Origin of the sequence: Kitasatospora sp. NPDC056327, assembly GCF_042261735.1 — a bacterium.
Lineage (GTDB): Bacteria > Actinomycetota > Actinomycetes > Streptomycetales > Streptomycetaceae > Kitasatospora.
Window position 1 is genome coordinate 4,558 of the sequence record NZ_JBHJRC010000073.1, and the last position, 25,854, is coordinate 30,411.

General features: G+C 74.0%; 21 protein-coding genes and 1 pseudogene. 8 read left to right on the top strand and 14 right to left on the bottom strand.

What is annotated here, in order from left to right; genetic code table 11:
• Positions 1-1,666: collagen binding domain-containing protein (locus ACFCX4_RS13550; RefSeq protein ID WP_376141654.1), on the top strand; the 1,666-nt coding region annotated here is incomplete at its 5' end.
• Positions 1,667-1,771: 105 nt separating this feature from the next.
• Here ACFCX4_RS13550 and ACFCX4_RS13555 read toward each other — a convergent pair.
• Complete coding sequence (locus ACFCX4_RS13555) at positions 1,772-2,431, bottom strand: ThuA domain-containing protein (RefSeq protein ID WP_376141657.1); 660 nt, start codon at positions 2,429-2,431, stop codon at positions 1,772-1,774.
• Between the two features lie 190 nt (positions 2,432-2,621).
• Between ACFCX4_RS13555 and ACFCX4_RS13560 the strand changes: the two genes are divergently transcribed.
• A complete protein-coding gene (locus ACFCX4_RS13560) occupies positions 2,622-4,286 on the top strand; it encodes a fibronectin type III domain-containing protein (RefSeq protein WP_376141659.1) in 1,665 nt (554 codons plus the stop codon).
• A 130-nt stretch (positions 4,287-4,416) separates the two neighbouring features.
• Here ACFCX4_RS13560 and ACFCX4_RS13565 read toward each other — a convergent pair whose 3' ends face one another.
• Positions 4,417-5,631 carry a pyridoxal phosphate-dependent aminotransferase gene (locus ACFCX4_RS13565; protein WP_376141662.1) on the bottom strand — a complete coding sequence of 405 codons (1,215 nt, stop codon included), beginning with the start codon at positions 5,629-5,631 and terminating at the stop codon, positions 4,417-4,419.
• A gap of 97 nt (positions 5,632-5,728) precedes the next feature.
• On the opposite strand from ACFCX4_RS13565, the pseudogene ACFCX4_RS13570 reads away from it, so the two are divergent.
• Together ACFCX4_RS13570 and ACFCX4_RS13575 are read left to right on the top strand one after the other, a co-directional pair.
• Positions 5,729-6,079, top strand: a pseudogene (locus ACFCX4_RS13570) (winged helix-turn-helix transcriptional regulator); the annotation flags it as partial.
• A gap of 659 nt (positions 6,080-6,738) precedes the next feature.
• Positions 6,739-7,464: an SGNH/GDSL hydrolase family protein gene (locus ACFCX4_RS13575; protein ID WP_376141712.1), complete on the top strand. Its 726-nt coding sequence runs from the start codon at positions 6,739-6,741 to the stop codon at positions 7,462-7,464.
• 101 nt (positions 7,465-7,565) lie between these two features.
• Here ACFCX4_RS13575 and ACFCX4_RS13580 read toward each other — a convergent pair whose 3' ends face one another.
• On the bottom strand, positions 7,566-9,185 hold the full coding sequence (locus tag ACFCX4_RS13580) for a DUF2079 domain-containing protein (RefSeq protein WP_376141665.1): 1,620 nt from the start codon (positions 9,183-9,185) through the stop codon (positions 7,566-7,568).
• Positions 9,186-9,385: 200 nt separating this feature from the next.
• Between ACFCX4_RS13580 and ACFCX4_RS13585 the strand changes: the two genes are divergently transcribed.
• The gene (locus ACFCX4_RS13585) at positions 9,386-10,288 is read left to right on the top strand and encodes a pentapeptide repeat-containing protein (protein WP_376141668.1); all 903 of its coding nucleotides are present in this window, start codon (positions 9,386-9,388) and stop codon (positions 10,286-10,288) included.
• A gap of 293 nt (positions 10,289-10,581) precedes the next feature.
• Here the strand turns inward: ACFCX4_RS13585 and ACFCX4_RS13590 are convergent, their stop codons facing one another.
• The 6 genes from ACFCX4_RS13590 to ACFCX4_RS13615 form a co-directional block, all read right to left on the bottom strand.
• A complete protein-coding gene (locus tag ACFCX4_RS13590) occupies positions 10,582-11,040 on the bottom strand; it encodes a DUF4279 domain-containing protein (RefSeq protein ID WP_376141671.1) in 459 nt (152 codons plus the stop codon).
• 198 nt (positions 11,041-11,238) lie between these two features.
• A complete protein-coding gene (locus ACFCX4_RS13595; protein WP_376141673.1) occupies positions 11,239-11,826 on the bottom strand; it encodes a hypothetical protein in 588 nt (195 codons plus the stop codon).
• Complete coding sequence (locus ACFCX4_RS13600) at positions 11,823-13,094, bottom strand: hypothetical protein (protein ID WP_376141676.1); 1,272 nt, start codon at positions 13,092-13,094, stop codon at positions 11,823-11,825. Before ACFCX4_RS13600 ends, ACFCX4_RS13595 begins: the two co-directional genes overlap by 4 nt.
• A 1-nt stretch (position 13,095) precedes the next feature.
• Positions 13,096-13,920, bottom strand: coding sequence for an ATP-binding cassette domain-containing protein (locus tag ACFCX4_RS13605; protein ID WP_376141679.1), 825 nt, complete (start codon positions 13,918-13,920; stop codon positions 13,096-13,098).
• A 166-nt stretch (positions 13,921-14,086) separates the two neighbouring features.
• Positions 14,087-14,554 carry a hypothetical protein gene (locus ACFCX4_RS13610; protein ID WP_376141682.1) on the bottom strand — a complete coding sequence of 156 codons (468 nt, stop codon included), beginning with the start codon at positions 14,552-14,554 and terminating at the stop codon, positions 14,087-14,089.
• A gap of 354 nt (positions 14,555-14,908) precedes the next feature.
• Positions 14,909-15,649: a tyrosine-protein phosphatase gene (locus ACFCX4_RS13615; protein WP_376141685.1), complete on the bottom strand. Its 741-nt coding sequence runs from the start codon at positions 15,647-15,649 to the stop codon at positions 14,909-14,911.
• Positions 15,650-15,800: 151 nt separating this feature from the next.
• Between ACFCX4_RS13615 and ACFCX4_RS13620 the strand changes: the two genes are divergently transcribed.
• Positions 15,801-16,976, top strand: coding sequence for an FHA domain-containing protein (locus tag ACFCX4_RS13620; protein ID WP_376141688.1), 1,176 nt, complete (start codon positions 15,801-15,803; stop codon positions 16,974-16,976).
• Between the two features lie 159 nt (positions 16,977-17,135).
• Here ACFCX4_RS13620 and ACFCX4_RS13625 read toward each other — a convergent pair whose 3' ends face one another.
• Entirely contained in the window at positions 17,136-18,140 is a 1,005-nt protein-coding gene (locus ACFCX4_RS13625) for an aminoglycoside phosphotransferase family protein (RefSeq protein WP_376141691.1), read from the bottom strand.
• Between the two features lie 237 nt (positions 18,141-18,377).
• Between ACFCX4_RS13625 and ACFCX4_RS13630 the strand changes: the two genes are divergently transcribed.
• On the top strand, positions 18,378-20,849 hold the full coding sequence (locus ACFCX4_RS13630) for a Tex family protein (protein ID WP_376141694.1): 2,472 nt from the start codon (positions 18,378-18,380) through the stop codon (positions 20,847-20,849).
• Between the two features lie 103 nt (positions 20,850-20,952).
• On the opposite strand, the gene ACFCX4_RS13635 is transcribed toward ACFCX4_RS13630, so the two are convergent.
• The 4 genes from ACFCX4_RS13635 to ACFCX4_RS13650 form a co-directional block, all read right to left on the bottom strand.
• On the bottom strand, positions 20,953-21,372 hold the full coding sequence (locus ACFCX4_RS13635; RefSeq protein WP_376141697.1) for an SHOCT domain-containing protein: 420 nt from the start codon (positions 21,370-21,372) through the stop codon (positions 20,953-20,955).
• A 196-nt stretch (positions 21,373-21,568) separates the two neighbouring features.
• Positions 21,569-22,210, bottom strand: coding sequence for an NUDIX domain-containing protein (locus tag ACFCX4_RS13640; protein ID WP_376141700.1), 642 nt, complete (start codon positions 22,208-22,210; stop codon positions 21,569-21,571).
• On the bottom strand, positions 22,207-23,367 hold the full coding sequence (locus ACFCX4_RS13645; protein ID WP_376141703.1) for a type III polyketide synthase: 1,161 nt from the start codon (positions 23,365-23,367) through the stop codon (positions 22,207-22,209). The genes ACFCX4_RS13640 and ACFCX4_RS13645 overlap by 4 nt, the downstream gene beginning before the upstream one ends.
• Before the next feature lie 239 nt (positions 23,368-23,606).
• The gene (locus ACFCX4_RS13650; RefSeq protein WP_376141706.1) at positions 23,607-24,812 is read right to left on the bottom strand and encodes a cytochrome P450; all 1,206 of its coding nucleotides are present in this window, start codon (positions 24,810-24,812) and stop codon (positions 23,607-23,609) included.
• A gap of 337 nt (positions 24,813-25,149) precedes the next feature.
• On the opposite strand from ACFCX4_RS13650, the gene ACFCX4_RS13655 reads away from it, so the two are divergent.
• Positions 25,150-25,821, top strand: coding sequence for a hypothetical protein (locus tag ACFCX4_RS13655; protein WP_376141709.1), 672 nt, complete (start codon positions 25,150-25,152; stop codon positions 25,819-25,821).
• Positions 25,822-25,854: the final 33 nt, after the last annotated feature.

Sequence of the window (25,854 nt, forward strand, 5' to 3'; positions counted from 1 at the left end):
GGTGCGGGTGCTGAAGACGGATGCGGTGACGAACGCGCCGCTCGCGGGTGGTGTGTTCCAGTTGTGGGAGGAGACGAACGGGATCCCCGGTCTCCAGACCATCGGTATCAACCCGGACACCCAGGTGGGCACCCCGTGCACGACGGGTGCGGACGGCATCTGCCGTCAGACCGTCGAGGTCGGTACCTACTACTGGCAGGAGACCGCCGCGCCCGCCGGGTACGTCCTGCCGGCGAATCCCGTGTTCGGTCCGTTGGTCCTGACGGACGCGAACGCCTCGGTCGGTGTGCAGGTGACCGCTCCGGACGCTCCGCAGCCGCCGGTGAGGACCGGTGAGGTGCGGGTGCTGAAGACGGATGCGGTGACGAACGCGCCGCTCGCGGGTGGTGTGTTCCAGTTGTGGGAGGAGACGAACGGGATCCCCGGTCTCCAGAGCACCGGTGTCAACCCGGACACCCAGGTGGGCACCCCGTGCACCACCGGTGCCGACGGCCTCTGCCGTCAGACCGTCGAGGTCGGTACCTACTACTGGGTGGAGACCGCCGCGCCCGCCGGGTACCTGCTGCCGGCGAACCCGGTGTTCGGTCCGCTGGTCCTGACCACGCTGAACGCCGCCGAGGGCGTGCAGGTGACGGCTCCGGACACGGCTCAGCCGCCCGTCACCGGTGAGGTGCGGGTGCTGAAGACGGATGCTGCGACGAACGCCCCGCTCGCGGGCGGTGTCTTCGAGCTGTGGCACGAGACCAACGGTGTTCCGGGTCTCCAGACCACGGGCGTGAACCCGGACACCCAGGTGGGCACCCCGTGCACCACCGGTGCGGACGGTCTCTGCCGCCGGACGGTGGACGTGGGCACCTACTACTGGCTGGAGACCGCCGCGCCCGCCGGGTACCTCCTGCCGGCCAACCCGGTGTTCGGTCCGCTGGTGCTGACCCCGGCCAACGCGTCGACGGGCGTCCAGGTGACCGCCCCGGACGCCGCGCAGCCGCCGGTCACCGGTGAGGTGCGGGTCCTGAAGAAGGACGCCGAGACGAACGCCCCGCTCGCGGGCGGCGTCTTCGAGCTGTGGCACGAGACCAACGGTGTCCCCGGTCTCCAGACCACGGGCGTGAACCCGGACACCCAGGTGGGTGCGTCCTGCACCACCGGCGCGGACGGCTTCTGCCGCCGGACGGTGGACGTGGGCACCTACTACTGGCGGGAGACCGTCGCGCCCACCGGGTACGACCTGCCCGCCGACCCGGTGTTCGGTCCGCTGGTGCTGACCCCGGCCAACGCCTCGGCCGGCGTCCAGGTCACGGCCCGTGACTGCCCCTCGCCGAAGCCGCCGGCCACCGGCTCGATCCACCTCAACAAGCGGGACGCCTGGTCGGGCAAGCCGCTGGCCGGGGCCGACTTCGAGCTGTGGCGCGAGAGCAACGGTGTCCCGGGTCTGCAGACCACGGGCGACAACCCGGACACCCGGACGGGCACCGAGTGCACCACCGCGTCCGACGGCGGCTGCGACTTCAAGCACCTGCCGGTCGGCGAGTACTACCTGAAGGAGACCGCCGCACCCCCCGGCTACCTGGTGCCGCACGACCCGGTCACCGGGCCCTACCAGGTGAGGGGTGACGACTGCATCACCGTCAACCTCGGCAACAAGCGGGATCCCGACTGCTGGTGACCGCCCGTTCCCGACGGGCCGCCCCGTCCGTGACGGGATGAGCCGCCGGACGAACCGGGCCGCCCGGAGCAGCACCGCTGCTCCGGGCGGCCCTTTTCGCGCCGGTCAGCCGAGCACGTGCCGCAGGCCGCCCAGCAGGTGGCCGCGGAAGGCCTTGTCCGCGTAGGCCTCGGGCGCGTGGCCCAGCGCGGTGTAGAAGGTCGGCGCTCCGTCGTGCTCCCCGCACCAGGCGAGCGGGTGGCGGTCGGCCAGGCCCATCCCGGCTCCCGTGTAGTCGGCCTCGTCCACGGTGAGCAGGACCCGGACGCCCCGCTCGCGCGGGTCGGAGCGGAAGTCGTACCACTCGTCGGTCCAGTCCCAGCGGGCCGGCAGGTGGGCGGTGGCGGGGTGATCGGCGTCGGCGACCCGGACGGGCGCGGTCTGGATCGGGGGGTGCCGGTCGAAGCGGGCGCCGACCAGCCCCTCGAACCACGGCCACTCGTACGCCGTGCTGGACGCCGCGTGCACGCCCAGCCAGCCGTGGCCGGCGGTCAGGTGGGCGCGCAGCGCGTCCTGCCCGGCCTCGTCGAGCACCGGGCCGCCGGTGGAGAGGAAGACGACGGCCGCGTACCGGCGCAGCGCGGTGGGGCGGAAGACGGTCGGGTCCTCGGTGGCGTCGACGGTGAAGCCGTGCCGTTCGCCCAGCTCACCCAGGGCGCGGGTGCCGTCGACGACGGAGGCGTGCGGGAAGCGGAGGTTGCGACGGTAGATCAGGATCCGGGCCATGGTCGACGATCCTGCCAGTCGCCCTCCGGCGTCCGTCGGGTGGGCTCCCCGGCGGGCCCGGGCGGGCGTTTCGCCTGCGTACGGCTTTGCCGAGCCATGGTCGAACATTGGCGTTCGACTGACCGGCACGCCCGGGCGCGTTCATCGCGCGTCCGTGTCCGGTCAACGCGTGGCTGGAAGAGTCCGGCGCATGGAAACTCCGAACATGGGCGTGCCGGTGAAGCTCGCCGAACGCATGAGCATGGCCGAGCAGCACGAGTACCTGCGGGCCCGTTTCTCCCGCCGGCGGATGCTGCACGCCGGTGCCGTCTCGGTCGGCGCGCTGGCGGTGGGCGGTGTCCTGGGCGGCACCGCCTCGGCCGCCCCGGCCTCGCCGCAGCTGCTGACCGGTGGCGCCGCGGCGGGCATCGACGGCTCGCTGGTGGCCCCGATCGGGCGTCACCTCTCCTTCGGGCCCGAGCCGGACACCCAGTTCCGGGTCTCCTGGCAGGTGCCGGCACCGGTGAAGCGGCCGTTCCTGCGCTACGGCAAGCAGCCCTGGGACCTCGGCCACAAGGTCGAGGCGGAGGTGCGCACCCTGCACACCCCGGCGCTCACGCCGAACGGCGTGCCGGTGGACCAGTACTACCTGCACGTGGCGCTGGAGGACCTGCACCCCGACACCACCTACTACTACGGCGTCGGCCACCAGGGCTTCGACCCGGCTTCGCAGCAGGCCGTCTCGACCCTCGGCACCTTCCGCACGGCGCCCTCGCGCGAGCACCGCTGGGGCAAGGTGTACGAGCCGTTCACCTTCACCGCCTTCGGCGACCAGGGCGTCAGCGACCACGCCAGGGGCAACGACCACATCGTCCTGGCCCAGAACCCGGCCTTCCACCTGCACGCCGGCGACATCTGCTACGCCGACCCGGCGGGCTCCGGCCAGGACTCCGACCGGTCGGTCTTCAACGCCGCCACCTGGGACGCCTTCCTGGTGCAGACCGAGACGGTCGCCTCGAAGGTGCCGTGGATGGTGGCCTACGGCAACCACGACATGGAGGCCTGGTACTCGCCGAACGGCTACGGCGGCGAGAACGCCCGCTTCTACCTGCCGGACAACGGCCCGGACAGGCGCAGCGTCCCCGGGGTCTACTCGTTCCGCTACAAGAACGTCGGCGTGATCTCGCTGGACGCCAACGACGTGTCCTACGAGATCCCGGCCAACCTGGGCATCTCCGCGGGCAAGCAGACCCGCTGGCTGGAGCGCACCCTCAAGGACCTGCGCAACGACGAGACGGTCGACTTCGTGGTGGTCTTCTTCCACCACTGCGCCTTCTCCACCACCCACCAGCACGCCTCCGAGGGCGGGGTGCGGGAGGCCTGGGTGCCGCTGTTCGAGAAGTACCGGGTCGACCTGGTGATCAACGGTCACAACCACGTGTACGAGCGCACCGACGCGATCCTCGGCAACAAGGTCTCCAAGCAGGTGCCGAGCGGCGCCACCGTGGAGCCGGCCAAGGACGGCGTGGTGTACGTGACGGCGGGCGCGGCCGGCCGGAGCCTGTACCGCTTCGACGCCCCGGACACCTACGAGGGCCACGAGAACCGCCTCGACTCGGTGGACACCTTCTACTTCGCCAAGGGCGGCGGCAAGGTGACCGAGAAGGTGGAGTGGTCCCGGGTCCGCTACACCGGCTACTCCTTCATCAAGGTCGACGTGACCCCGGCCCACCTGGGCCGGAAGTCCGAGATGACCGTCACCGCCCTGGCGGAGGACGGCACCCGGGTCGACCACTACACCATCCTCCGCACGGTCGGCGAGGGCTGGGAGGGCGACCGCGACGACGACGGCCGGGGCGGCGGCTGGGGCTGGTAGCCACCGGCCTCCGGCCGTTCGGACGCCCGGCCGTCCGGCCGCTCCGCGGGCCCCGGCGCTTTCCGCGCCGGGGCCCGCGGTGGTCCGTGGCGGCCCGCGGGGTGGCCGGGCCCCGGCGGCGCGGGCGCGGTCAGGTCTGGCGGTAGGTGGCGAGGAAGCGGCCGATGCGGTTGATGGCGGTCTCCAGGTCGTCGGCGCGGGGGAGGGTGACGAAGCGGAAGTGGTCGGGGCGGGGCCAGTTGAAGCCGGTGCCCTGGACGACGTGGATCTTCTCGCGGAGGAGGAGGTCCAGGACGAAGCGCTCGTCGTCGACGATCCGGTGGACGGCCGGGTCGAGCCTGGCGAAGGCGTAGAGGGCACCCTTGGGCTTGACGCAGCTGACGCCGGGGATCTCGTTGAGCGCGCGGTGGGCGACGTCCCGCTGTTCGGCGAGCCGGCCGCCGGGCAGCACCAGGTCGTTGATCGACTGGTGGCCGCCGAGCGCGGCCTGGACGGCGTACTGGGCGGGGACGTTGGGGCACAGGCGCATGCCGGAGAGCATGGTGAGGCCCTCGATGTAGTCGCTCGCGTGCTGCTTGGGGCCGGAGACGACCAGCCAGCCGCTGCGGAACCCGGCGACCCGGTAGGACTTCGACAGGCCGTTGAACGTGAGGGTGAGCACGTCGTCGGCGAGGGCGGCCAGGCAGTGGTGCTCGGCGTCGTCGTAGAGGATCTTGTCGTAGATCTCGTCGGCCAGCACCATCAGCTGGTGGCGGCGGGCGAGGTCGAGGATGCCCTCCAGCAGTTCCTTCGGGTAGACCGCGCCGGTGGGGTTGTTCGGGTTGATGACCACGATCGCCCTGGTGCGGGCGGTGATCTTCGAGGCGATGTCCTCAAGGTCGGGGAACCACTCCGCCTGCTCGTCGCAGGCGTAGTGCACCGCCTTGCCGCCGGCCAGTCGGACCACCGCCGTCCACAGCGGGTAGTCGGGCATCGGGACGAGCACCTCGTCGCCGTCGTCCACCAGCGCGGTGACGGCCATCTGGATCAGCTCGGAGACGCCGTTGCCGAGGTAGACGTCGTTGACGGTCACCCCGGAGACGCCGCGCTGCTGGTAGTACTGCACGACCGCGCGCCGGGCCGGCAGGATGCCGCGGGAGTCGCTGTAGCCGTGGGCGCGGGGGAGGTTGCGGATGATGTCCTGGATGATCTCCTCCGGCGCCTCGAAGCCGAAGGTGGCCGGGTTGCCGGTGTTCAGCCGGAGCACGCTGTGCCCGGCCTCCTCCAGCGCGTTGGCCTGGTCGACCACCGGGCCGCGGATCTCGTAACACACGTCATTCAGCTTGCTGGACTGCCGAAACTCCATCTGTGGCCTCCCGACCGTCACCCCGCGTCGATCCTGGTTGCTTTGTTCTACCAAGTAGGCACTTGGAAAGTCCAACCTCTTGGCTATGCTGATCCACATGTCACGCCGAAGCTACGACCAGTACTGCGCCGTCGCCCGCGCCCTGGACGCGGTGGGGGAGCGCTGGAGCCTCCTGATCGTCCGTGAACTCCTGGCCGGTCCGCGCCGCTACACCGACCTGCACGCCGACCTGCCCGGCGTCTCCACCGACATCCTCGCCGCGCGGCTCAAGCAGTTGGAGGGCGAGGGCCTCGTCGAGCGCCGCCGGCTCGAACGGCCGGCCAACGCCACCGTCTACGAGCTGACCGGGCGGGGAGCCGCCCTGCGGCCGGTGGTCGAGGCGCTCGGCGCGTGGGGGCTGCCCGCGCTCGGGGAGCAGCGGCCGACCGACGCCGTGCGGACGCACTGGATCACCGGCGCGGAGGCGTTCGGCGAGGCGGCGGCGGTCTGAGCGGGTGCGGGTTGCTCCGGGTGGTCCGGGGTGCTCCGGGCCGACCAGGGCGGGTCCGGGCGGGTCCGGGGGGCCTCAGGGCCGAGCGGACCGGACCGCGGGGGCGCCGGTGTGGGAGGCGCCGCGCCCGCGGTCCGGGAGCCCGGGAGCAGCGCACCCGCACCGGCGTTGGCAGGGGACCGGGTCCGCGCAGTTCGTCCGAGGACTGCGCGGACCCCGTCGTGCCGGTGTCGGATCCGTCGGACCCGGCCGACCAGCTCCCCCGATGCTGGTCGCGGATCCGCACCGGCCACTGGGAGACCGAGGTTCGGCCGTGTGGTGCGGTGCTGCTTCCGCCGGGAGCCGGGCTCCCGGTGCGCTCCACTGTGCCCGGCACCGATGAACGGGGAATCGGCATCCGATTGCCGTCGGCGTTGAGTCGGGGCCGGACCGCCGGACGGGGCCGCCGGCGGCGCGCGTACGATCGTCGGGCCATGGAGAACACGGAGAACACGTCCGCCGCGGGGAACACCTCCGCCGCGGGGAACGCGCCCGGCCCGGGCAACGCGCCCGGCAGCGGGAACGGGCCCACCGCCTTCAGCAGTTACGTCGCCGTCGGGGACTCCTTCACCGAGGGCATGTGCGACGACCTGTTGCCCGACGGCCACTACCGCGGCTGGGCCGACCGCCTCGCCGCGCGACTCGCCGCCGAGCGGCCGGCCGGCGGCTTCCGGTACGCCAACCTCGCCGTCCGCGGCAAGCTCATCGGCCAGATCCACGACGAACAGCTCGACCGCGCCGCCGCCATGGGCGCCGAGCTGGTCACCCTGGCCGGCGGTCTCAACGACGTGCTGCGCCCGCGCTGCGACGTGGCCCGGATCGAGCAGCTCCTCGGCGCCTCCGCGACCGGGCTTCGCGCCACCGGTGCCACCGTGGTCCTCTTCACCAGTACCGACCCCACCCGGCGGCTGGCCGGCGCGGCCCGGCTGCTCCCGGCGATCCTGCGGATGAAGGCCTTCGTGCACGAGCTCGCCCAGGAGCCGGGCATCGCGGTGGTCGACCTCTTCTCGGCGCCGTGCTTCGACGACCGGCGGCTCTGGGCGGAGGACCGGCTGCACCTGTCTCCCGAGGGACACCGCCGGGTCGCCGAGGCCGTCCTGGAGGCGCTCGGCCGTCCGGCCGGCTTCGACTGGCGCGCGCCGCTGCCAGCCGCCGTCCCGCCGGGCCGCGGCGAGAAGCTGGCCGCCGACGCGCGCTGGGCCCGGACCCACCTCGGTCCGTGGATCGGCCGCCGGCTCACCGGCCGTTCCTCCGGCGACGGGCGCCCGCCCAAGCGTGCCGACCTGCTGCCGTACGAGGGCTGAGCGGAGCCGGGCGTCCGGTGCCGGGCGGACGCGGGAGCGTTCGGGGCGGGCGGGGCCGACGGGGACGCATGAGGACGAGTGGGGCCGGGGCGGGCCGGGTCTCAGCCGCGGAAGAGGTTGTGGCCGACGTCCGAGGGCACCTCGTCCTGGTAGGGCACGGCGTCCGGACCCGGCACGTGCTCGCCGGGGACCGGCCCGGTGCCCTCCCGGTGCAGCAGGTACACACCGTCCTGCGACCAGACGGTCCGGTAGCCGTGCGCCAGCAGCAGTTCGATCCGGGCCGCCTGCTCCCGGTCGGTCCGGAACGGGAAGGACCGCTTGTCCGCGCGGATCAGCACGTACTCGCGCCCGCGCGGCGTCCCGTCCACCAGGACCACGTCGGCGCGGGCGGTCAGCCGCGGCGCGGCCTGGTTGTCGGCCTCCACCGAGGCGCCGTCCGGAACGAGCGCCGCGCCGCGCAGCAGCGCCGCCTCGCTCGTCTTCGGCTGCCAGTAGCCCGGCACGAACAGGTTCGCCGCCCCGAGCGGCAGCGCGGCCGCGACGGTCACGGCCGCCGCGGCCACGCCGAGCCGCCGGGTGAGCGCCCGCCGGTGGCAGCGGCCCAGCACCTCCAGCGCGGCCACCAGCAGGATCGGCCACAGGAACGCGTCGTAGTGCCGGGCGATCGACCAGTGGTTCGGGTTGCTGGAGAGCACCCGCTCGGCGAGCAGCGGGACGGCCAGGAGCACCGTCGCGGAGCGCAGCGGCAGGAGGAAGAGGGTGCCGAAGAGCCAGAGCAGCAGCAGCGGCTTCAGCGGGGCGTCGAAGAACGCCGAGACCAGGAGGGTCGGGTCGGCCAGGACGTTGGCGACCGCCGAGCCGCCGTCCTCGCCGAGTGCCTGGTAGTTCCAGTAGTAGCCGGGCACCCCGCCCATCGCCGGTACCAGCTTCGCGATGGCGACCGCCGCGGCGAGCGGACCGCCGAGCAGCAGCCCCAGGCCCCAGCGGACGGCCGGCCGGCGCCGCTCGGGGTCCGGGTCGCGGCGGGCCCTCAGCAGCAGCACCAGGCCGTACGCGCCGACCGCCAGGCCCATGTCCTCCTTGGTGCAGCACAGCAGCAGGGCGGCCGTCGCGGAGGCCCAGTACTGGCGGGCCATGCCGCGCTCCAGCATCAGCAGGGTGAGCGGCACCGCGAACGCCACCTCGTGGAACCCGCCGCGCGAGGCCACCAGCAGTGGCCAGCCGAGGCCGTACGCGAGGGCGGCCAGGTCGGTGGCGCGGCGGGCGGTGCGCGGGTCCGCGTCGGCGAAGCAGCGGGCGGCGATCCGGCGGATCAGCGGCACGCCGGCGGCGAAGCAGAGCGCCTGGCCGAGGAGCAGGGAGCGGGGGTCGTCCCAGAGCCAGTACAGCGGCGCCATCAGCGCGATCACGGGGGAGAAGTGGTCGCCGAGGAGCGAGAAGCCGGGCGGGAACTCGTGGTGGTAGCTCTTCAGCGACGACACCGGCAGGCCGAGGTGCGCGTAGCCGCGCACGCCCTGGTCGAAGATCCCGAGGTCGAAGCCGCCGAGCTGGGCGGTGGTCCACTGCTGGGCGCCGATGGCCAGGCAGACCGCGAAGCAGAGCAGGGTGAGCGCCGCGGTGCGGGCGCGGGGCGGGAGGCGCAGGGCCGGTTCCCCGGCGGCGCCCGCGGGCCCGGAGGTGCCCTCGGTGTCCGGGTACGGCGCCAGGTCGTGCCGGGACATGCCTTGGTTCCTCCGCTGGTGGTGCGCTGTGCAGGGTCGTGCCGCGCCGTGCCGGGTGTTCTGCCGGGCGTGCTGCCGGGTGGCGTGAGGGCGGGCGCTTCGTGCTCCCGTTCGGCCGACCACACTAACCGACGGCCGTTCGGGGCGGCCGGTACGCTCTACTGCGCACCACGTCGTCGTACCGGAGGAACAACAGCATCGTGAGCGACCCGGGCCTCAACCTCGTCTCCGACTGCGGGAGCTGCTTCGGGCTCTGCTGCGTCGCGCTGCCGTTCGCCGCCGGCACCGACTTCGCGATGAACAAGGCGGCCGGCAGCCCCTGCCGCAACCTGCGGCCCGACTTCGGCTGCGGCATCCACGAGCGGCTGCGGGACAGCGGTTTCCCCGGCTGCACCGTCTACGACTGCTTCGGGGCCGGCCAGCACGTCTCGCAGGTCACCTTCGGCGGGCGCAGCTGGCGCGAGGCCCCCGAGGACTCCGGGGCGATGTTCGAGGTGTTCCCGGTGGTGCGGCAGCTGCACGAGCTGCTCTGGTACCTCACCGAGGCGCTCACCTTCGCCCCGGCCCGGCCCGTCCACGGGGAGCTGGGCCGGGCGCTGGAGGAGACCCGGCGGCTGGCCGACGGCACGCCCGAGGAGATCCTGGCGGTCGACGTCCCCGCACACCGGCAGACGGTGGCCGAGCTGCTGTTGCGGGCGAGCGAACTGGTCCGGGCGGCCGTCCCGCGCCGGCGCGAGCACCGGGGAGCGGACCTGTTCGGCGCCTCCCTGCGGGGCGCGGACCTGCGCGGCGCCAACCTGCGGGGCGCGCTGCTGGTCGCGGCGGACCTCGCCGGGGCGGACCTGCGGCTCGCCGACCTGATCGGGGCGGACCTGCGGGACGCCGAGCTGTCCGGCGCCGACCTCACCGAGGCGCTCTTCCTCACCCAGGCACAGCTCAACGCCGCCCGCGGCAACGCAGCCACCCTCCTGCCGCCCGCCCTGAACCGCCCCGCCCACTGGCCCACCACCCCCGACCTGCCACCCCCGCTCCCCGGCACCCGCCCGCCACGCGGAAGCCGCAAGCCACAGAACGCCCCCCGCCGCCGCCCCCACCGCCACTGAGCCGCACCGGCCGGGCCGGGCGGCGCGCGAGAAGTCGGCCGGGCCGACTTCAGCGCGATGATCGCCGGCTGGGTACCGACCGGAGCATCGGCGATCCTGCGCCCGTGCCGGCTGCGCACCCGCATGAACGATGCCCCACACCCCGGGCACGCAGCCGCCCGTTGCGACCGCGGTTCCACCGGCATTGTGGCCCCCGGGACGACGGCTGCCGGTGGCCCCACCGAGGAACGGTCCGAGCCGGTCCCGCCCGGCGGTTGGCGGGCTCGGCATTGAACGAGCGCGAGGCCGCACGCTCAGACGGGTTCGTCGCTCGGGGTCATGTCGTACTCGTCGACATCGAGGTCGGCGCCTACCGCGGCGAGGAAGTCCAGGACGTCACGCCCCAGATGCCAGCCGAAGAGGTTGCGAGCGTCCGGGTGGCCGGGCGACTCGTCGTCGGAGTCGTTGAAGTGGCGAACGACCTGCAGAACCGCCCTGCCGTCGTCGGTCGCCAGTCGACCCGCCAGCTCGGCTATGCGGGCCGTGTGGGGCCGGAGCCTGTCGAGGACGCGGGCGATCTGCTCGTCGACGCACAGATCGGGATCTCGGCAGACGACCTGCCAGCTGTGGCTGACAGGAATCACCTTGGGCTCGGTGAACCTGCTGCCGCGAACGGACACCTGGTCAGGAGCGATACCCAGGCGCGAGGTCATCTCCTCGGCGGGGACATGCGGACTGAACAAGGCGAAGTAGACGTACTGGCGAAGAGGCATCCGGAGATGCTAGCCGCGGAGCGAGCGCGTTGAGCAGCGGTTTTCGGGCGGCCCGTCGGGGGTGGGGCCATTCCGACCCGTCCTTCCCGACAATGCCGCGAACCCGTGCTGGTGGGGTCGGACTTCACCGGCGCAGACAGCCGTTCGGCTCCAGGGTTCCGTGGCATGCCGCGCCGCCGGGGTGCCGGGGTGCGTGGGTCAGGTGGTGGGGGGTGGGGAGCGGAGGAGGGTGCAGGCCGGGCCGGCGAGGAGGAGCAGGGCGACGGCGGTCAGGGCGTACGGGGAGTCGGCCGGGTGCAGGGGCCAGGCCCAGGGCTGGGGCCGTCCGTCGGGGTGCCGGCCGGCTGCCGAGCAGAGGAGCGGGACGGCGGCGAGCACGGCGGCGGCGGGACGGTGACCGGCGACGGGGCGGAGCAGCAGGGCGAGGCCGAGGTAGCCGGCGATGTTGCGGGCCAGCACCAGGGCGAGCGCGCCCTGGCCGGCCGCGTACGCGAGGCTGCCGCACGTCGCCCCGGTGGCCGCGAGGGCGAGGGCGAGCCCGACGTCCAGCACGCGCAGGGAGCGTCCGGCCACGGTCTCGGTCCGCAGGTCGCCCCGGCCGAGCCCGTGCAGCAGGAACACCGCCGGGAGCAGGGTGATCACGTGGGCGACGAGGAAGTGGCCGGCCTGCCCGTGCGTGGAGAGGGCCGGGAGCTCGCCGTCCCCGAACAGCAGGCCGGCGGCGAAGGTCCCGGCGAGGACGGCCAGCAGCACCGGTACCGCGCGCGCCTTGCACCACCAGATCACCGTTCACCCCCGGCCGGCGGGGGCGGGGTTCCGCAGTCGGCCAGGGCGGCCGCGGTGGCGCGGTACCAGGCGAGCTGGGCGGCGTCGGGCAGCCGGAGCAGGTGGGCGGCGCGGCCGGTGTCGGCGGAGGTGAAGCGGCCCGCCGCGGGGGCCGGGCCGTCCCGGCCGGAGGCCCGGGCGGTCAGCCAGGCGACGGCGGTGCCGGCCGCGAGCGCGGCGGGGTAGGGCTCGCCGCGGCGGGCGCAGTCCGGGGCGGGCGGGAGCAGCCCGCCGACCACGGCGGGGACGACGTCCGCGGCCCGGGCGTCGGTCGGGACGCCGAGCTTCGCCTCGCCCGGCCCGGGCCGGGCGGCCATGGTGAATCCCGCGGGGACGGCGAGGCCCTGCCGGGAGAGGGTGTCCGCGATCCGGCGGACCTCCGCGCGGACCATCGCCGAGCGGGTGCCGCCGAGCTCCGGCCAGAGGCAGACGCGCGGCTGCTCGCCGTCGCAGACCAGCGCGCCGGCGGGCCGGGCGCGGACCGGTTCGGGGCCGAGGTCACGGGTGGTCCAGCCGCCCACCGCGATGCCGCTCGCGGTGACGGCCAGGGCGGCGGCGAGGGCGAGCGGGGTGCCGCGCCGGTGGATCAGCAGTGCGGCGGCGGCGCAGACCGCGCCCGAGAACACCAGCGGGCCCACCACCGCCCGCCCGTCCAGCACCTGGTCCACGGCGCAGCAGTCCGACAGCCCGCCGCCGACCAGGTGCCGCAGCCAGAAGGTGTCGAACGCGGCGGGGTAGGCGTTCAGCACGAAGCCGCCGGTCAGTGCCAGCGGGACGGCGACCGCGGGCGCCAGGACCCGTCCGACGACGGAGCCGACCAGGGTGTCGGCGAGCAGCAGTCCGGCCCAGACGGCGAGCGGACCGGGCTGCGGGACGGCGTCCGCCGTGCCGCCGGCGAGTGCGGCGGTGCCGAGCGCGGCGGCCATGCCGAGCCCGCCCATCACGGCGACCGGCAGCAGCACCGGTGCGGTGACGGCGAGCGCGGAGCGTACCGGTGAGCGGCTGAACACCCTGCCGCGCTGCAGCCGGCCGCCCTCCCAGGCGCCGGCCGCCGCGCAGGCCGCACCGGCGAACGGCAGGGCGAGGCCGGCGTGTCCGGCAGCGGCGAGCCCGTAGGCCGGGGTGACCCGGGCGGTCAGCTCGTCGCCGAGCGCGACCAGGACGAAGCCGAGCAGGAACGGCAGTGTCCGGGTGCCGGCCGAGACCCTCAGGACGGTGCGCAGCCGCATGTCAGGTCTCCCGTTCGATCAGCCGCGCGTACGCGGCCTCGGCGTCCGGCGCACCGCCGCCGCCCGCCCCGGTGGCGCCACCCGCCGGGGGGACCGTGCCGGGCCCGCCGCTCCTGCCGCCCGCCCCGGCGACCGGCAGGCCGCCGGCGGCCAGGGCGTGGAACTCCTCGGTGGCGCCCTGGAAGCGGACCCGGCCCCGGTCCAGCACCACCACGTGTCGGTAGGTTCCGGCGAGGTCCTCGGTCTGGTGGGTCGAGACGATGACGCCGACCTCGTCCGTCAACTCCTCGACCAGCGCACGGAACACCGCGCGCTGGGTGGGGTCGAGGCCCGCGGTGGGCTCGTCCATCAGGATCAGCTCGCTGTGGTGGGCCAGGCAGCCGGCGATGCCCATCCGGCGCAGCTGCCCGCCGGAGAGCTCGTGGCCGGCCCGGTCGGCGAGTTCGCCGAGGCCGACCCGGGCGAGCGCGCCGGCCGAGGCCTGCCAGGCGGCGGCCCGCGACATGCCTTTCAACCACCCGCAGTAGGCGACCTGTTCGCGCACGGTGAGCCCGGGGACCGGGGTGATCTGCTGCGGGAGCCAGGCGACCGCGCGGCGGTAGGCGGCCCGGTCGCCGCCGCCCGAAGCCGGGTTGACGCCGTGCCAGGTGACGAAGCCCCGGCGCGGGCTCGACTGGGAGGCGGCGATGGCCATGAGAGTGGACTTTCCGGCGCCGTTGGGGCCCAGCAGAACGGTGGCCGGATTGTCGATCCGCAGATCGAGGGCGGCGAAGAGGAGCGCCTTCCGGCCGTACTGGAAGTCGATGCGGTGGAATTCAAGGGCCATGGCGGACGACGCATTTCGCTCGGGAGGGGGTGCGCGGGCGCCGGCGGACGGGGCCGTCCGCCGGAACCGTGGCCGGGGCGGTGGTGCCGGTTCCGGGTGGGGCCGGTACGGGGTGGGGCCGGTTCCGGTCTGGGTCGGTGCAGGGTGGCGCCGGTGCGGGCCGGGCTCAGTACTGGGTGGTGACGGTGTCCACCCAGAGCCTGGAGCCGCTGCGCACGCCCTCCAGCGTGAAGTAGTAGTTCCCGGAACTCTGGTCGCCCCAGCTGGAGGTGTCGCAGTGGTTGCTCCGGTAGCCGTAGGTCTTGTCCGGGCCGAAGACGTCCTTGTAGAGCTGGAGGGCGGCGTCCTTGAAGTCGTTGTTGCCGGTCTGGCAACCCTGGAAGGTGACGGTGGTGAGGACGTCGTCGCGGTCGCTGTCCTCCCAGCGGCGGGACTCCGAGCCGGGCCCCCAACTGCTGATGTGGGACGTCCAGGAGCCCTCGGCCAGCGCGGGGGTGGCACCGGCGAACCCGACCAGTGCGGCGGCCACCAGGGCGCCCCGGACGGCCGTGCGGCGATCGGTCCGTTCGCGGGTCCGGCACTCGGGACGGCTGTCGGCGGGGAGGGGGTGGCCGGCGGGGTGCTTTGCGCGCATGGTCCGTCCGATCGTTTCGGTGACACCGCCGTACGGGGCGGGGTCATGCAGGCAAAAGGAATCGAGCGGAGGTCCGACCGGAACGGTCGTGGGTCACCCGATCGGCCGAGCCACCGCGGAAATGACCCTAGCGTGCACGAACAGGCGCTCAGCACCATTTTTTCCGGTCATTCGGAGGGGCTGGGGCGAACCCGGTGGAGCGGGCAAGGGGGTGATCGGTATTCGCCGGAAATTCCTCGCCCGAGGTTCTTTCCGGCGAACGCCGATCCGATTCGCCCGATTCTGCTCTACGGTATGATCGCTTTCTTTTTCATGCGATTGTCGTTCCGGTAATGCGCTGGCCGGTTCTCGCCGTCACCGGGACGGCGCGGAGAGCAGCCGGTCGCGCAGCCGGCCGATCAGTGCCCCGTCGACGCCGACCTTGCCGGTGGCATACGCGTGCACCGAGCCGTGGGCGGCGTTCAGATCGGCGAGCGCGAGCCGGATCACCTCCTCCGGCGCGCGCCCGAAGGAGGGCCAGCGCAGGGTGCGTCCGGGGTTGGCGGCGTGCCAGCCGGCGACCAGGCGGTCGGTGACGAGTTCGGTGAGCGCGAAGTCGGCGGCCACGTCGTCCTCGCCGACGCCCAGCAGGGAGAGCACCAGGGCGGCGATCAGCCCGGTGCGGTCCTTGCCGGCGGCGCAGTGGAACACCACCGGGCGCTCCGCGTCGGCGATCAGCTCCAGGACGGTGCGGATCTCCGCGACGCCGTCCTCGGCCACCTCGGCGAAGCGGTCCGCGAGGAAGCGCCAGGGGTCGACGCCCGGGTCGATCTCGGCCTGGTCGTAGGGCCGGTGCTCGATCGGGAGGTTGTGGTAGGCGACGCCCTCCAGTTCCGGGATCCGCCCCCGGCGGGCCGTCTCCCACGGGTAGCGCAGGTCGATCACGGTTCCGATGTCCAGGGCCCGGAACCGTTCGAGGTCGGCGGCCGAGGCGAGCGCGCCGAGCGAGGAGGACCGGTAGACGAGTCCCCAGCGGACGGTCCGCCCGTCGGCGGCCGGATAGCCGCCCAGGTCACGGAAGTTGTGCGGGCCTTCGAAGGTCAGATGGCGTGTCATGTCCGCACCCTACTGGGCGGGTCCCGGCACGGGTTTCCCGAGAGGCTCCCCGGGGCGCGGGCCTTGGGGTGATGATGGGCTCGGAGCGGGCGGGACGGCACGCGACGGCAGGCAGGCGGCAGTGGAACGGCGGGCGACTGCGGAGGGCCCCTTGGAACAGCGGATCTACCGTGGCATCGACCGGAACCTGGCCACCTCGGCGGACCGGGCGGACTACCTGGTCGAGCTCTCCAACGTCGTGCGGCGCACGGACTTCGGTGGCCCGGCGCCCCGTTCGCTGCACCGGCTGGGGCTGGTCGTGGACGCCCTGGTGCGGCTGACCGGGGACCGGCACGTCGCCGTCTACTGCGTGGCGGACCGCAGCCTGCTCGGCGGGCGGCGGGAGTTCGAGGAGGAGGCGCAGGCCCGGACCCTGGCGCGGTGGGTCGCCGAGGGGCTGGTTGAGGAGGTGCCGGACGCCGACGAGCGGGTGCTGGAGATCGCCGGGATGACGGGGATCCAGGTGGTCACCGCCGACCACTACGACGACCACCGCATCGAACACCCGTGGATCCAGGGCAACACCTGGCAGTTCCTGCGGCCGGAGGCGGCCGGGCGGGGGCTGGTCCGGCTGGTTCCGCTCGACATGGGCTACCGGACGGGCGCGGAGATCTCCAAGAAGATGGAGCTGTCGGCGCTCAAGAAGCAGGGGCTGCTGACCGCCGCCAGCAAGCCGCTGGTCGAGGTGGTGGGCCGGGCGTGGCGCTGCCCGGACGCCCGGTGCACCCTCTACAGCGTGCACCGCGGGGGCCGGGTGATGCTGCCGCGGATGCGGCGGGGCGTGCCGACCTGCGACCTGCACGGCGTGCCGCTGCTCGACGACGGGGCGCGGCCCGGTGCGGCCCAGGTGAAGGTGGTGCTGGACGGCGGGTGCGTCGCCCGGTTCACGCTCGACGAGGGCTCGCGGACGCTGGTCGGGCGGGCGCCCGGGGCGGCGGAGGGCGGCATCGCGCTGCTCGGCCTGCTACCGGTGGAGCGGGCGGCCCGGGTCAGCCGGCGGCACCTGGAGGTCTCGGTGCGCGGCGGCTCGGTGACGGTCCGGGACACCAGCACCTACGGCAGCCGGATGAGGGAGGCCGGGCGGCGCGGGCACCTGGGCCCGTGGACGGACCTCCGGGCCGGGACGGACCGGCCGTTCCGGCCGGGCGACGAGGTGGAGCTGACCCCCGGGCTGGTGCTGACCCGCAGTGGCCGCCGCTTCCCGGCCGAACTGGCCGGTTCCTGGCAGGCGGAGGCGGCCCGCTCCGGGCTGCCGCCGGGTGCGGCCGAGGCGACGCGCTTCGTGTAGTCCGGGCCCGCCCCCGCCCCCGCCCCCGCCCCCGCGTTCGCACCCGCCGCGGCGACCGCGCCCGTACCCGCCCCGGCGACCGCGCCCGCCCCGACGGAGGCGGCCCGCCGAGGGGCCCGCCCGCCGCCGCTCGCCCGCTGCGGCTCTCACCGCCGCCGCTCACACGCTGCGGTCCGTCAGGATCTCCCGGACGACGTGCCGGGCGTTGGCCGCCACCGGCGGGTTGGTGGTCCGGTAGTAGGGCAGCTGGACGAGCGCCAGGGACAGCGCCCAGGCCCGGCCCCGCTCCCAGGTGGCGTCGTCGACCGCCAGCGCGGCGCGGAACGCCGGCCGGGCGGTCGCCGGGAGCAGGTTCCAGGCGGCGATCAGGTCGACCGCCGGGTCCCCCGTCCCGAGCAGCCCGAAGTCCAGTACGGCGGAGAGGCGTTGGCCGTGGATCAGCAGGTTCCCGGGGGAGAGGTCGCCGTGCACCCAGACCGCCGGTCCGGCGTAGTCGGGAAGCCGCAGGGCCTTGTCCCACAGCGCCGTCGCCGTACCGGTGTCGATCACCCCGCGCAGCCGTCCGACGGCCGCGCGGGTGGCGGCGTCACGGCCGGCCAGCGTGCCGCCGCGGGAGGCCGCCGGGGCGTCCGGGCCCGGCGGCACGGCGCGCAGGGCGGCGACGAAACCGCCGAGGTCGTGGGCGAGTTGGACGGGATTGCCGAGCGAGCCGAGCACTGGGTTGGTGCCGTCCAGCCAGCGCAGCACCGACCACTCCCACGGGTAACCGACGGTCGGGCGCCCGCGGCCGACCGGCGCGGGGACGGGCACCGGCAGATGCCGGGCGAGACGGGGGAGCCAGTACTGCTCGCGGGCGAGGTTCCCGGCGGCCCAGGCGGCCCGGGGGAGGCGGACGGCGAGTTCGGGTCCGAGCCGGAAGATCGCGTTGTCCGTGGCGGGCGGGCCGGCCGGCGCCAGGGGCAGGCCCTTCCAGTGCGGGAACTGGACGGCGATCAGCCGTCGGACCAGGCCGGTGTCGATGACGGGTTCGTCGTCCTGGAGGCGTTCGTGCAGGCGGTCGTGCGGGTCGAACGGGTCATACGGGCGGTACGGGTCTTCGTTCACTTGGCCGTTCAGGTGGTCGTCGGCGTGCATGCGGTCGGGCGTCCGGGCGGCTGCGCACATGCCCGGCACTGTACGCCGGGAGGGGCCCCGCGATCAGGCGGATTTCGAACACCAGGGTGAGAACGTGAGGATTTCGCGGGGGCGTTGGGTTTCGCGGGGGGCGCTCGGGGTCACGGCGGCCCCGCCGGTGGCCCCCCGCCGCGCCACGCCCGGGTGACGGGGGCGGACCGGGCTGTCACGGGCGCCTGCCAGAATGCGGGGGTACGAACAGCAACTCTGAAGAAGGTGACCGGCTTCGTGACCACGCCAGTCGAACAGGCGGCCCAGCAGGCCCAGCAGGCGATCGGGCGGAAGATCGCCGAGGAACTGGGCGTCCGCGAGGGGCAGGTGAAGGCTGCGGTCGAGCTGCTCGACGGGGGCGCGACGGTGCCGTTCGTGGCCCGCTACCGCAAGGAGGTCACCGGCTCGCTGGACGACACGCAGCTGCGCACCCTGGAGGAGCGGCTGCGCTACCTGCGGGAGCTGGAGGAACGGCGCACCGCCGTCCTGGAGTCGGTCGGGTCGCAGGGCAAGCTGGACGACGCGCTGCGCGCGCAGATCCTCGCCGCCGACTCCAAGGCGCGGCTGGAGGACATCTACCTGCCGTTCAAGCCCAAGCGGCGCACCAAGGCGCAGATCGCCCGGGAGGCCGGTCTGGAGCCGCTGGCCGACACCCTGCTCGCCGACCCCTCGCAGGACCCGGCGGAGCTGGCCGGGCAGTACCTCAACGAGGCCGTCGCCGACGGGAGCGCGGCGCTGGAGGGCGCCCGGGCGATCCTGGTGGAGCGCTTCGGCGAGGACGCCGACCTGGTCGGTTCGCTGCGCGAGCGGATGTGGACGCGCGGCCGGCTGGTCGCGACCGTGCGCGAGGGCAAGGAGCAGGAGGGCGCGAAGTTCGCCGACTACTTCGACTTCGCCGAGCCCTACACCAAGCTCCCCTCGCACCGCATCCTGGCGATGCTGCGCGGAGAGAAGGAGGAGGTGCTGGACCTCGACCTGTCCCCGTACGACGGCGACGAGGCCGGCGACCTGCCCGGCGCGAGCGACTACGAGCAGCGGATCGCCGCCCGCTTCGGCATCGCCGACCACGGCCGCCCGGCCGACAGGTGGCTCGGCGACACCGTCCGCTGGGCCTGGCGCACCCGGGTCCTGGTGCGGCTCGGCATCGACCTGCGCGGCCGGCTGCGGGCGGAGGCCGAGGACGAGGCGGTCCGGGTGTTCGCCGCCAACCTGCGCGACCTGCTGCTCGCCGCCCCGGCCGGCACCCGGGCCACCATGGGGCTGGACCCGGGCTTCCGCACCGGCGTGAAGGTCGCCGTCGTGGACGCCACCGGCAAGGTGGTCGCGCACGACACGATCTACCCGCACCAGCCCGCCAACAAGTGGGACGCCGCCCTGGCCGCCCTGGCCGCGCTGGCGCGCAAGCACGGCGTCGACCTGGTGGCGATCGGCAACGGCACCGCCTCCCGGGAGACCGACAAGCTCGCCGAGGACCTCCTCAAGCGGCACCCCGAGCTCAAGCTCACCAAGGCGATGGTCAGCGAGGCCGGTGCCTCGGTCTACTCGGCCTCCGCGTTCGCCTCGCAGGAGCTGCCGGAGCTGGACGTGTCGATCCGCGGCGCGGTCTCGATCGCCCGCCGCCTCCAGGACCCGCTGGCCGAACTGGTCAAGATCGATCCCAAGTCGATCGGGGTCGGCCAGTACCAGCACGACCTCAGCGAGGTGAAGCTCTCCCGTTCGCTGGACGCGGTCGTCGAGGACTGCGTGAACGCGGTCGGCGTGGACGTCAACACCGCCTCCGCCCCGCTGCTCACCCGGGTCTCCGGCATCACCGGCACCCTCGCGGACAACATCGTCGCGCACCGCGACGACAACGGTCCGTTCCGCACCCGCAAGGAGCTCAAGAAGGTCGCCCGGCTCGGCCCGAAGGCCTTCGAGCAGTGCGCGGGCTTCCTGCGGATCCCGGACGGCGACGACCCGCTGGACGCCTCCAGCGTCCACCCGGAGGCGTACCCGGTGGTGCGCCGGATCCTCGCCGCGACCGGCGGCGAGCTGCGCGAACTGATCGGCAACAGCGGGCGGCTGCGCGCCCTGCGGCCGGGCGACTTCGCCGACGAGACCTTCGGCGTCCCGACCGTCACCGACATCCTCGGCGAGCTGGACAAGCCGGGCCGTGACCCGCGCCCGGCGTTCCGCACCGCCACCTTCAAGGAGGGCGTCGACAAGATCGGCGACCTGGAGACCGGCATGGTGCTGGAGGGCGTGGTGACCAACGTGGCCGCGTTCGGCGCCTTCGTCGACGTGGGCGTGCACCAGGACGGCCTGGTGCACGTGTCGGCGCTGTCGAAGAACTTCGTCAAGGACCCGCGCGAGGTGGTCAAGCCCGGCGACATCGTGACCGTGCGGGTCACCTCGGTGGACGTGCCGCGCAAGCGGATCGGGCTCACCCTGCGGCTGGACGACGAGGTGGGGCGCGGCGGCGGTGACGGCGGGCGCGGCGGCGACCGGCAGGCCCGCCCGCCCCGCCAGGAGCGGCGCGGCGGCCAGGGCGGCCAGGGCGGACAGCCGGGCCAGGGCGGGCGCGGCCAGGGGGACCGGCGCGACCGGGGCGACCGGGGCGGGCCCGGCGGTGGCCAGGCCCCGCTGGGCAACAGCGCCATGGCGGACGCGCTGCGCCGGGCCGGACTGGCCGGTGGGTCGGGGGACGACCGGCGCTCCGGGCGGCGCTGACGTCCGGCGTCCGGCGTCCGGCGGCTGACGGCTGACGGCTGACGGTCGGCGGGACCGGTGGCCGGCGGACGGGTGTCCGCCGGCCACGGGCGTTCCGTCCGGGTCACACCAGCAGCTTCTCCTTGGCCTTCTGGTACTCCTCCTCGGAGATGGCCCCGCTCGCCTTGAGGTCGGCGAGCTTCGCCAGGTCGTCCACGTGGCTGCGGCCGCCGGGCGGTCCCTCGCCGGCCCCGGCGTCGCTGCCCGCCGCGTCCCGGATGTACTGCTTGAACGCGGCGTCGGCCTTCTGCGCCTGGGCGATGTCGCGTTCACCCATGCCCTTGCCGCGGGCGATGACGTAGACCAGCACGCCGATCAGCGGCAGCAGGATCACCAGGAGCATCCAGCCGGCCTTGGCCCAGCCGCCCATGTCGTGGCTGCGGAAGATGTCCGTGATGATCTTGAACAGCAGGAAGAACCAGAGGATCCAGAGGAACAGCTCCAGCATCGTCCAGAAGATGTTGAGCAGCGGGTAGTTGTCCATGAGGGCTCCCGTCGGAGCGGGCCCGAGAGGGACCCGAGTCCCTTCGAGTCATACCACCGCGTAACGGACACCGGTGCCCGTTGCTGGGCCGTTCCGGTGATCTTCCGGCCCCGGGGGAATAGGGCGGGCGGCAGCCCGGACGGTGCCCGAACCCGGTGCGGGCCCGGCGCGGATCCGGCCCGAACCCGGTGCGGACTCAGCGCGGACGCGCGCGCAGCTCCACCGCCAGCTCGATCAGCTCGCCCCACCAGGCCTCGTGGCCGTGCAGCAGCAGCCGCTGCGCCTCGGCCGGTTCCGCCGCGCGGACCTCGACCACCTGCTCGCCGTCCTCCGGGTTGGTCGGGACCGAGTCCACCGTCACCTCGGCCCAGCCCCAGAGCCACGCCTTCTCCGGGTGCGGCTGCCACGGCCGGTAGGGCACCGGGTCGTCGGTCACGCAGCGGTGCGCGCCCAGCCAGACCGGCTCGCCGAGCAGCCGGGCGCCGGCCTCCTCGCGCAGCTCGCGGGCCAGGCAGGAGTCGACCGTCTCGCCGTGCTCACGGGTGCCGCCGGGCAGGAACCAGTGGTCGCGCTCGTCGCGGCAGAGCACCACCCGGCCGGTGTCGGTGAAGCCCACCAGGTGGATGTTGGTGACCAGCTCGTCCGGTGGCAGGGCGGTGGAGAACTGCGCGTCGTAGCGGCCCCAGTCCCAGTACTGCGGGGCGTGCAGGGCGGGGAACAGCGCGGCCAGCTCGGCGGCCCGGCCGGCGTCGGCGGGCCGCTGCGGTCTGGGGATCAGCGGGGTCCGGGCGGGATCGGGGGTGTCCGTGGTACCGGTGGTGTCGGTGGTGTCGGTCATTCGGTGATCGTAGTCCCGGCCGGACGCAGCAGGGGCGCCGTCGGGTGAGTCAGCGTCAGCTCCGTCGCGTCGATCGCGCGCGGTCGGCGCGGAACCACCGCCTCCAGTGGCCTGCCCGCCCAACTGCCCAGCGAGATCTCGGCGGTGATGCCCGGACCGAATCCGGCGATCAGCCCCTGGGTGCCGTCCTCGACACCGCCCTCCTCGAACAGCCGGGCCAGTGCGTCGAAGACCACGGCGCTGGCGATGTTGCCGCGTTCGGTGAGCGTGGCGCGGGAGAACCGGAACGCGGCGGGCTCCAGGGAGAGGAAGTGGCAGAGGTCGTCCAGGATCCGCGGCCCGCCCGCGTGCACGATGTAGAAGCCGAGGCCGGAGACGTCCCAGGCGTGTTCGGTGGCCAGCGCGCGCAGGGCCGGGGCGAGCATCTCCATGGTGCCGGGGACGCGCTTGTCGAGCTGGAAGTGGAAGCCGGTGTCCTTGACCCCGTAGGAGATCCAGTTCTCGGTGTCCGGGACGAGGTGGGAGCCGTTGCGCTCCAGGTGGACGCCGGTGCCGCCGCGGCCGCGCAGGACGACCGCCGCCACCGCGTCGCCGAACAGGCCGTTGGAGAGCAGCGAGCCGACACCGAGGTCGGTGGGCTGGTAGCAGAGCGAGCAGAACTCGCAGGCGACGATCAGTACGTTGGCACCGGGGTAGGCGCGGCAGAAGTCGTGCGCCCGGTTGACGGCGGCGCCGCCGGCCGCGCAGCCGAGCTGGGCGATCGGCAGCTGCCGGGTGTCGGAGCGGAACCCCATCGTGTTGATCAGCCACGCGGTCAGCGAGGGCATCATGAAGCCGGTGCAGGAGACGTAGAGGATGAGGTCGACGTCCCGGGCGGAGAGCTCCGCGTGATCGAGGGCGCGTTCGACCACCTCGGGGACGCGGCGTTTGGCCTCCCGCTCGTAGACGGCGTTGCGGGTGGTGAAGCCCGGGTGCCGCAGGGTCTCCTCGATCGGCTGGACCAGGTGCCTGGTGCGTACCCCGGTGTTCTCGATCAGCCGGAGCGCCAGGCCGAGCTGGGGGTGGTCGGCGTGCAGGGCGCGGGCCAGGTCGAGGGTCTCGTCGAGCGTAATGACGTGCTCGGGCACGGCGATGGCGGGTCTGCAGAGTGTGGCCATGGGAGTCTCCGGGGGACGGGCGGCGCGGGTGTCCGGTGGACGCGGCCGGGTACGGCGGACGGGCACCGCGGGCGGGTACGGCGGTGCCGCCGCGGTGGTGGCACGGCGCGGCGGCGGTGGCACGACGGATGTGACGTGGGCGGGGTGGCACGGCGGTGATGGCACGGCGGCTGTGACCCGGCGGCCGTGTGTCACGGCCGCGGCGGTCCCACGGCGGCGGTGCGGTCACCGGGCGGCCGTCACCAGGCGACCGGCAGGGTCCGCGGGTAGCGCCAGATCGAACCGGTCCGCCAGTCCAGTTCGGCCGGCGGCACGGCGAGCCGCAGTCCGGGGAAGCGGTTCAGCAGGGTGCCGATCGCCACCTGGAGCTCCATCCGGGCGAGGTGGGAGCCCAGGCAGTGGTGGGTGCCGTAGCCGAAGGTCATGTGGGTCGGGGCGCCGCGGTCGAGGTCCAGCTCGTCGGGCCGCTCGTACATCGCCGGGTCGCGGTTGGCGGCCAGGTAGGAGACGTGCACCGGCTCGCCGGCCCTGATCAGCACCCCGCCGAGTTCGACGTCCTCGGTGGCGACCCGGGCGATGCCCACGCCCTGGCGGAACGGGATGAAGCGGAGCAGCTCCTCCAGCGCGCGCGGCAGCATGTCCGGCTGGGCGCGGAGTTTGGCCAGCTGCTCGGGGTGGGTGAGCAGCGTGTAGGTGATGTTGGAGAGCTCGTAGGTGCTGGTGTCGTGGCCGGTGACCAGCAGGACCATGGCCATCACGGCCAGTTCGTCGTCGTCCAGCAGCTCGGCGCCGTCCCGGGCGGTGGCGAGGGCGCTGATGAGGTCCTCGCCGGGGGACCGGCGGCGGGCGGCGGTCAGCTCGGCGAAGTAGGTGCGCAGGGCGGCCTTGGCGTCGACCTGTCCGGCACCGCTGCCGGGGCCCATCGCCATCATCGCGACGGCGTGGCCGCGGAGTTCGGCACGGTCCCCGGCGGGGATGTCGAGCAGTTCGCAGATGGTGGTGAGCGGCAGCCGGGAGGAGAGGAAGTGGACGAGGTCGGCGGGCGCGCCGTGCTCGGCCATCTCGTCGTAGTAGGCGTCGACGACGCGCTGGGTGTGCGGGCGCAGCCGTTCCACCTGGCGGTTGGTGAAGCCCTGGGCGACCAGGCGGCGCAGCCGGTTGTGGGCCGGCGGGTCCATCAGGTTGATCGACTCGACCTGGGCGATCGGGGCGGGCGTCATCCGGGGCAGGTCGCGGCCGATGCCGGCGGCCCGGCTGAACCGGCGGTCGGTGGTGACCACCCGGACGTCCTCGTAGCGGGTGGCCAGCCACGCTTCGCCCTCGCCGTGCGGCAGGCGGATCCTGGCGATCGGCTCCTCGGTGAGCAGGCGCTTGAGGAGGGGGTCGAACTCCAGGCCGTCGGTGTGGTTGAAGGGGCAGTCCCACACGGGGGCGGAGGTAGTCACGGGCTGATCCAGGGGACGGGTTTCTGCCGCCCGGACGGAAGGTCGTTCGGGCGCGGACGTGCTGATGTTGCCCCTATCGGGCCGTGAAACCGTGGACTCGCGCGATAGTTCCCTCGATCGAGCGAGATGGATGATTGTCGGGCGATATGGGCGAGTTGGGCGTCGGGGTTCGCGCGGAGGGCAGGCGGGGGCGGGCGGGGAGGCCGGGGGCGGGGGAGTGCGGCGGGAGCGGGAGGAGGGCGTGTGCGATCCAGTGGGGCGCGGGACGGTAGGCTGCGCGCCGCTCGGATGATCAAGGCGCGCCCGGGTGGGACGCGGTTGCGGGAGGGAGTGCCAGGTGGACGCGACGGAGCGGACGGAAGCGGCCGTGCCGGCGGAGGCGGCCGGTGCGACGGAGGCGGCCGGGGTGGCCGGGGTGGCCGGTACGGTGCCCGGCGGGGCGGACGGAGGCCGGCGCAGGAGGTCCGGGCGCACCTGGGCCCTGGCCGGCGGAGCGCTCGTCGTGCTGGCGGCGGCCGTCACCGGCGGCGTGGTGCTGGTCGGCGGCGACGAGCCACCGGTGGTGCAGCAGACCCTGTGCGGCTTCCGACGGGCGGCCGGAACGCCGTTGAACACCCTGATGCCCAAGGGCAAGGTGGGCGTGGAGGACCGGCGGACGTCACTCGGGGAGGACGGCTCGCCGGGCGTGCGGAGCTGTTGGATCAGGGTGGACGGGGAGGAGGGCCTCGCGGTGCAGCTGACGTCGCAGGCCGCCGACGAGATGGAAACGCTGGGCGACTGGACTGCCAGGGAGCTGGCCGAGCGCGGCATCGTACGGACCTGGGGTACGGCGGCGGGAATGGTGCTCTGCCCCTCCGACCCGGACCGCGTGGCGGTGGTCTCGGTGACGCTGCACCCGGCGATGTACCCGGAGAAGCCCGGGGAGGGGCTCGTCGCGGAGTGGACCCGCCTGCTGGGCGAGCTGGCGGAGCAGGTCAGGGCGGAGCAGTTGTCGGAGGTCTGTGCCTGAGATCCGGTCTCGGCTGCCCCCCGCCGGCACCGG

Excerpts from the sequence above, each read along its gene's own strand:
- ACFCX4_RS13555 (WP_376141657.1), bottom strand. The coding sequence starts at position 2,431 with ATGGCCCGGATCCTGATCTACCGTCGCAACCTCCGCTTCCCGCACGCC.
- ACFCX4_RS13560 (WP_376141659.1), top strand. The coding sequence starts at position 2,622 with ATGGAAACTCCGAACATGGGCGTGCCGGTGAAGCTCGCCGAACGCATG.
- ACFCX4_RS13565 (WP_376141662.1), bottom strand. The coding sequence starts at position 5,631 with ATGGAGTTTCGGCAGTCCAGCAAGCTGAATGACGTGTGTTACGAGATC.
- ACFCX4_RS13575 (WP_376141712.1), top strand. The coding sequence starts at position 6,739 with ATGTGCGACGACCTGTTGCCCGACGGCCACTACCGCGGCTGGGCCGAC.
- ACFCX4_RS13580 (WP_376141665.1), bottom strand. The coding sequence starts at position 9,185 with ATGTCCCGGCACGACCTGGCGCCGTACCCGGACACCGAGGGCACCTCC.
- ACFCX4_RS13590 (WP_376141671.1), bottom strand. The coding sequence starts at position 11,040 with ATGCCTCTTCGCCAGTACGTCTACTTCGCCTTGTTCAGTCCGCATGTC.
- ACFCX4_RS13600 (WP_376141676.1), bottom strand. The coding sequence starts at position 13,094 with ATGCGGCTGCGCACCGTCCTGAGGGTCTCGGCCGGCACCCGGACACTG.
- ACFCX4_RS13605 (WP_376141679.1), bottom strand. The coding sequence starts at position 13,920 with ATGGCCCTTGAATTCCACCGCATCGACTTCCAGTACGGCCGGAAGGCG.
- ACFCX4_RS13610 (WP_376141682.1), bottom strand. The coding sequence starts at position 14,554 with ATGCGCGCAAAGCACCCCGCCGGCCACCCCCTCCCCGCCGACAGCCGT.
- ACFCX4_RS13615 (WP_376141685.1), bottom strand. The coding sequence starts at position 15,649 with ATGACACGCCATCTGACCTTCGAAGGCCCGCACAACTTCCGTGACCTG.
- ACFCX4_RS13625 (WP_376141691.1), bottom strand. The coding sequence starts at position 18,140 with ATGTGCGCAGCCGCCCGGACGCCCGACCGCATGCACGCCGACGACCAC.
- ACFCX4_RS13635 (WP_376141697.1), bottom strand. The coding sequence starts at position 21,372 with ATGGACAACTACCCGCTGCTCAACATCTTCTGGACGATGCTGGAGCTG.
- ACFCX4_RS13640 (WP_376141700.1), bottom strand. The coding sequence starts at position 22,210 with ATGACCGACACCACCGACACCACCGGTACCACGGACACCCCCGATCCC.
- ACFCX4_RS13645 (WP_376141703.1), bottom strand. The coding sequence starts at position 23,367 with ATGGCCACACTCTGCAGACCCGCCATCGCCGTGCCCGAGCACGTCATT.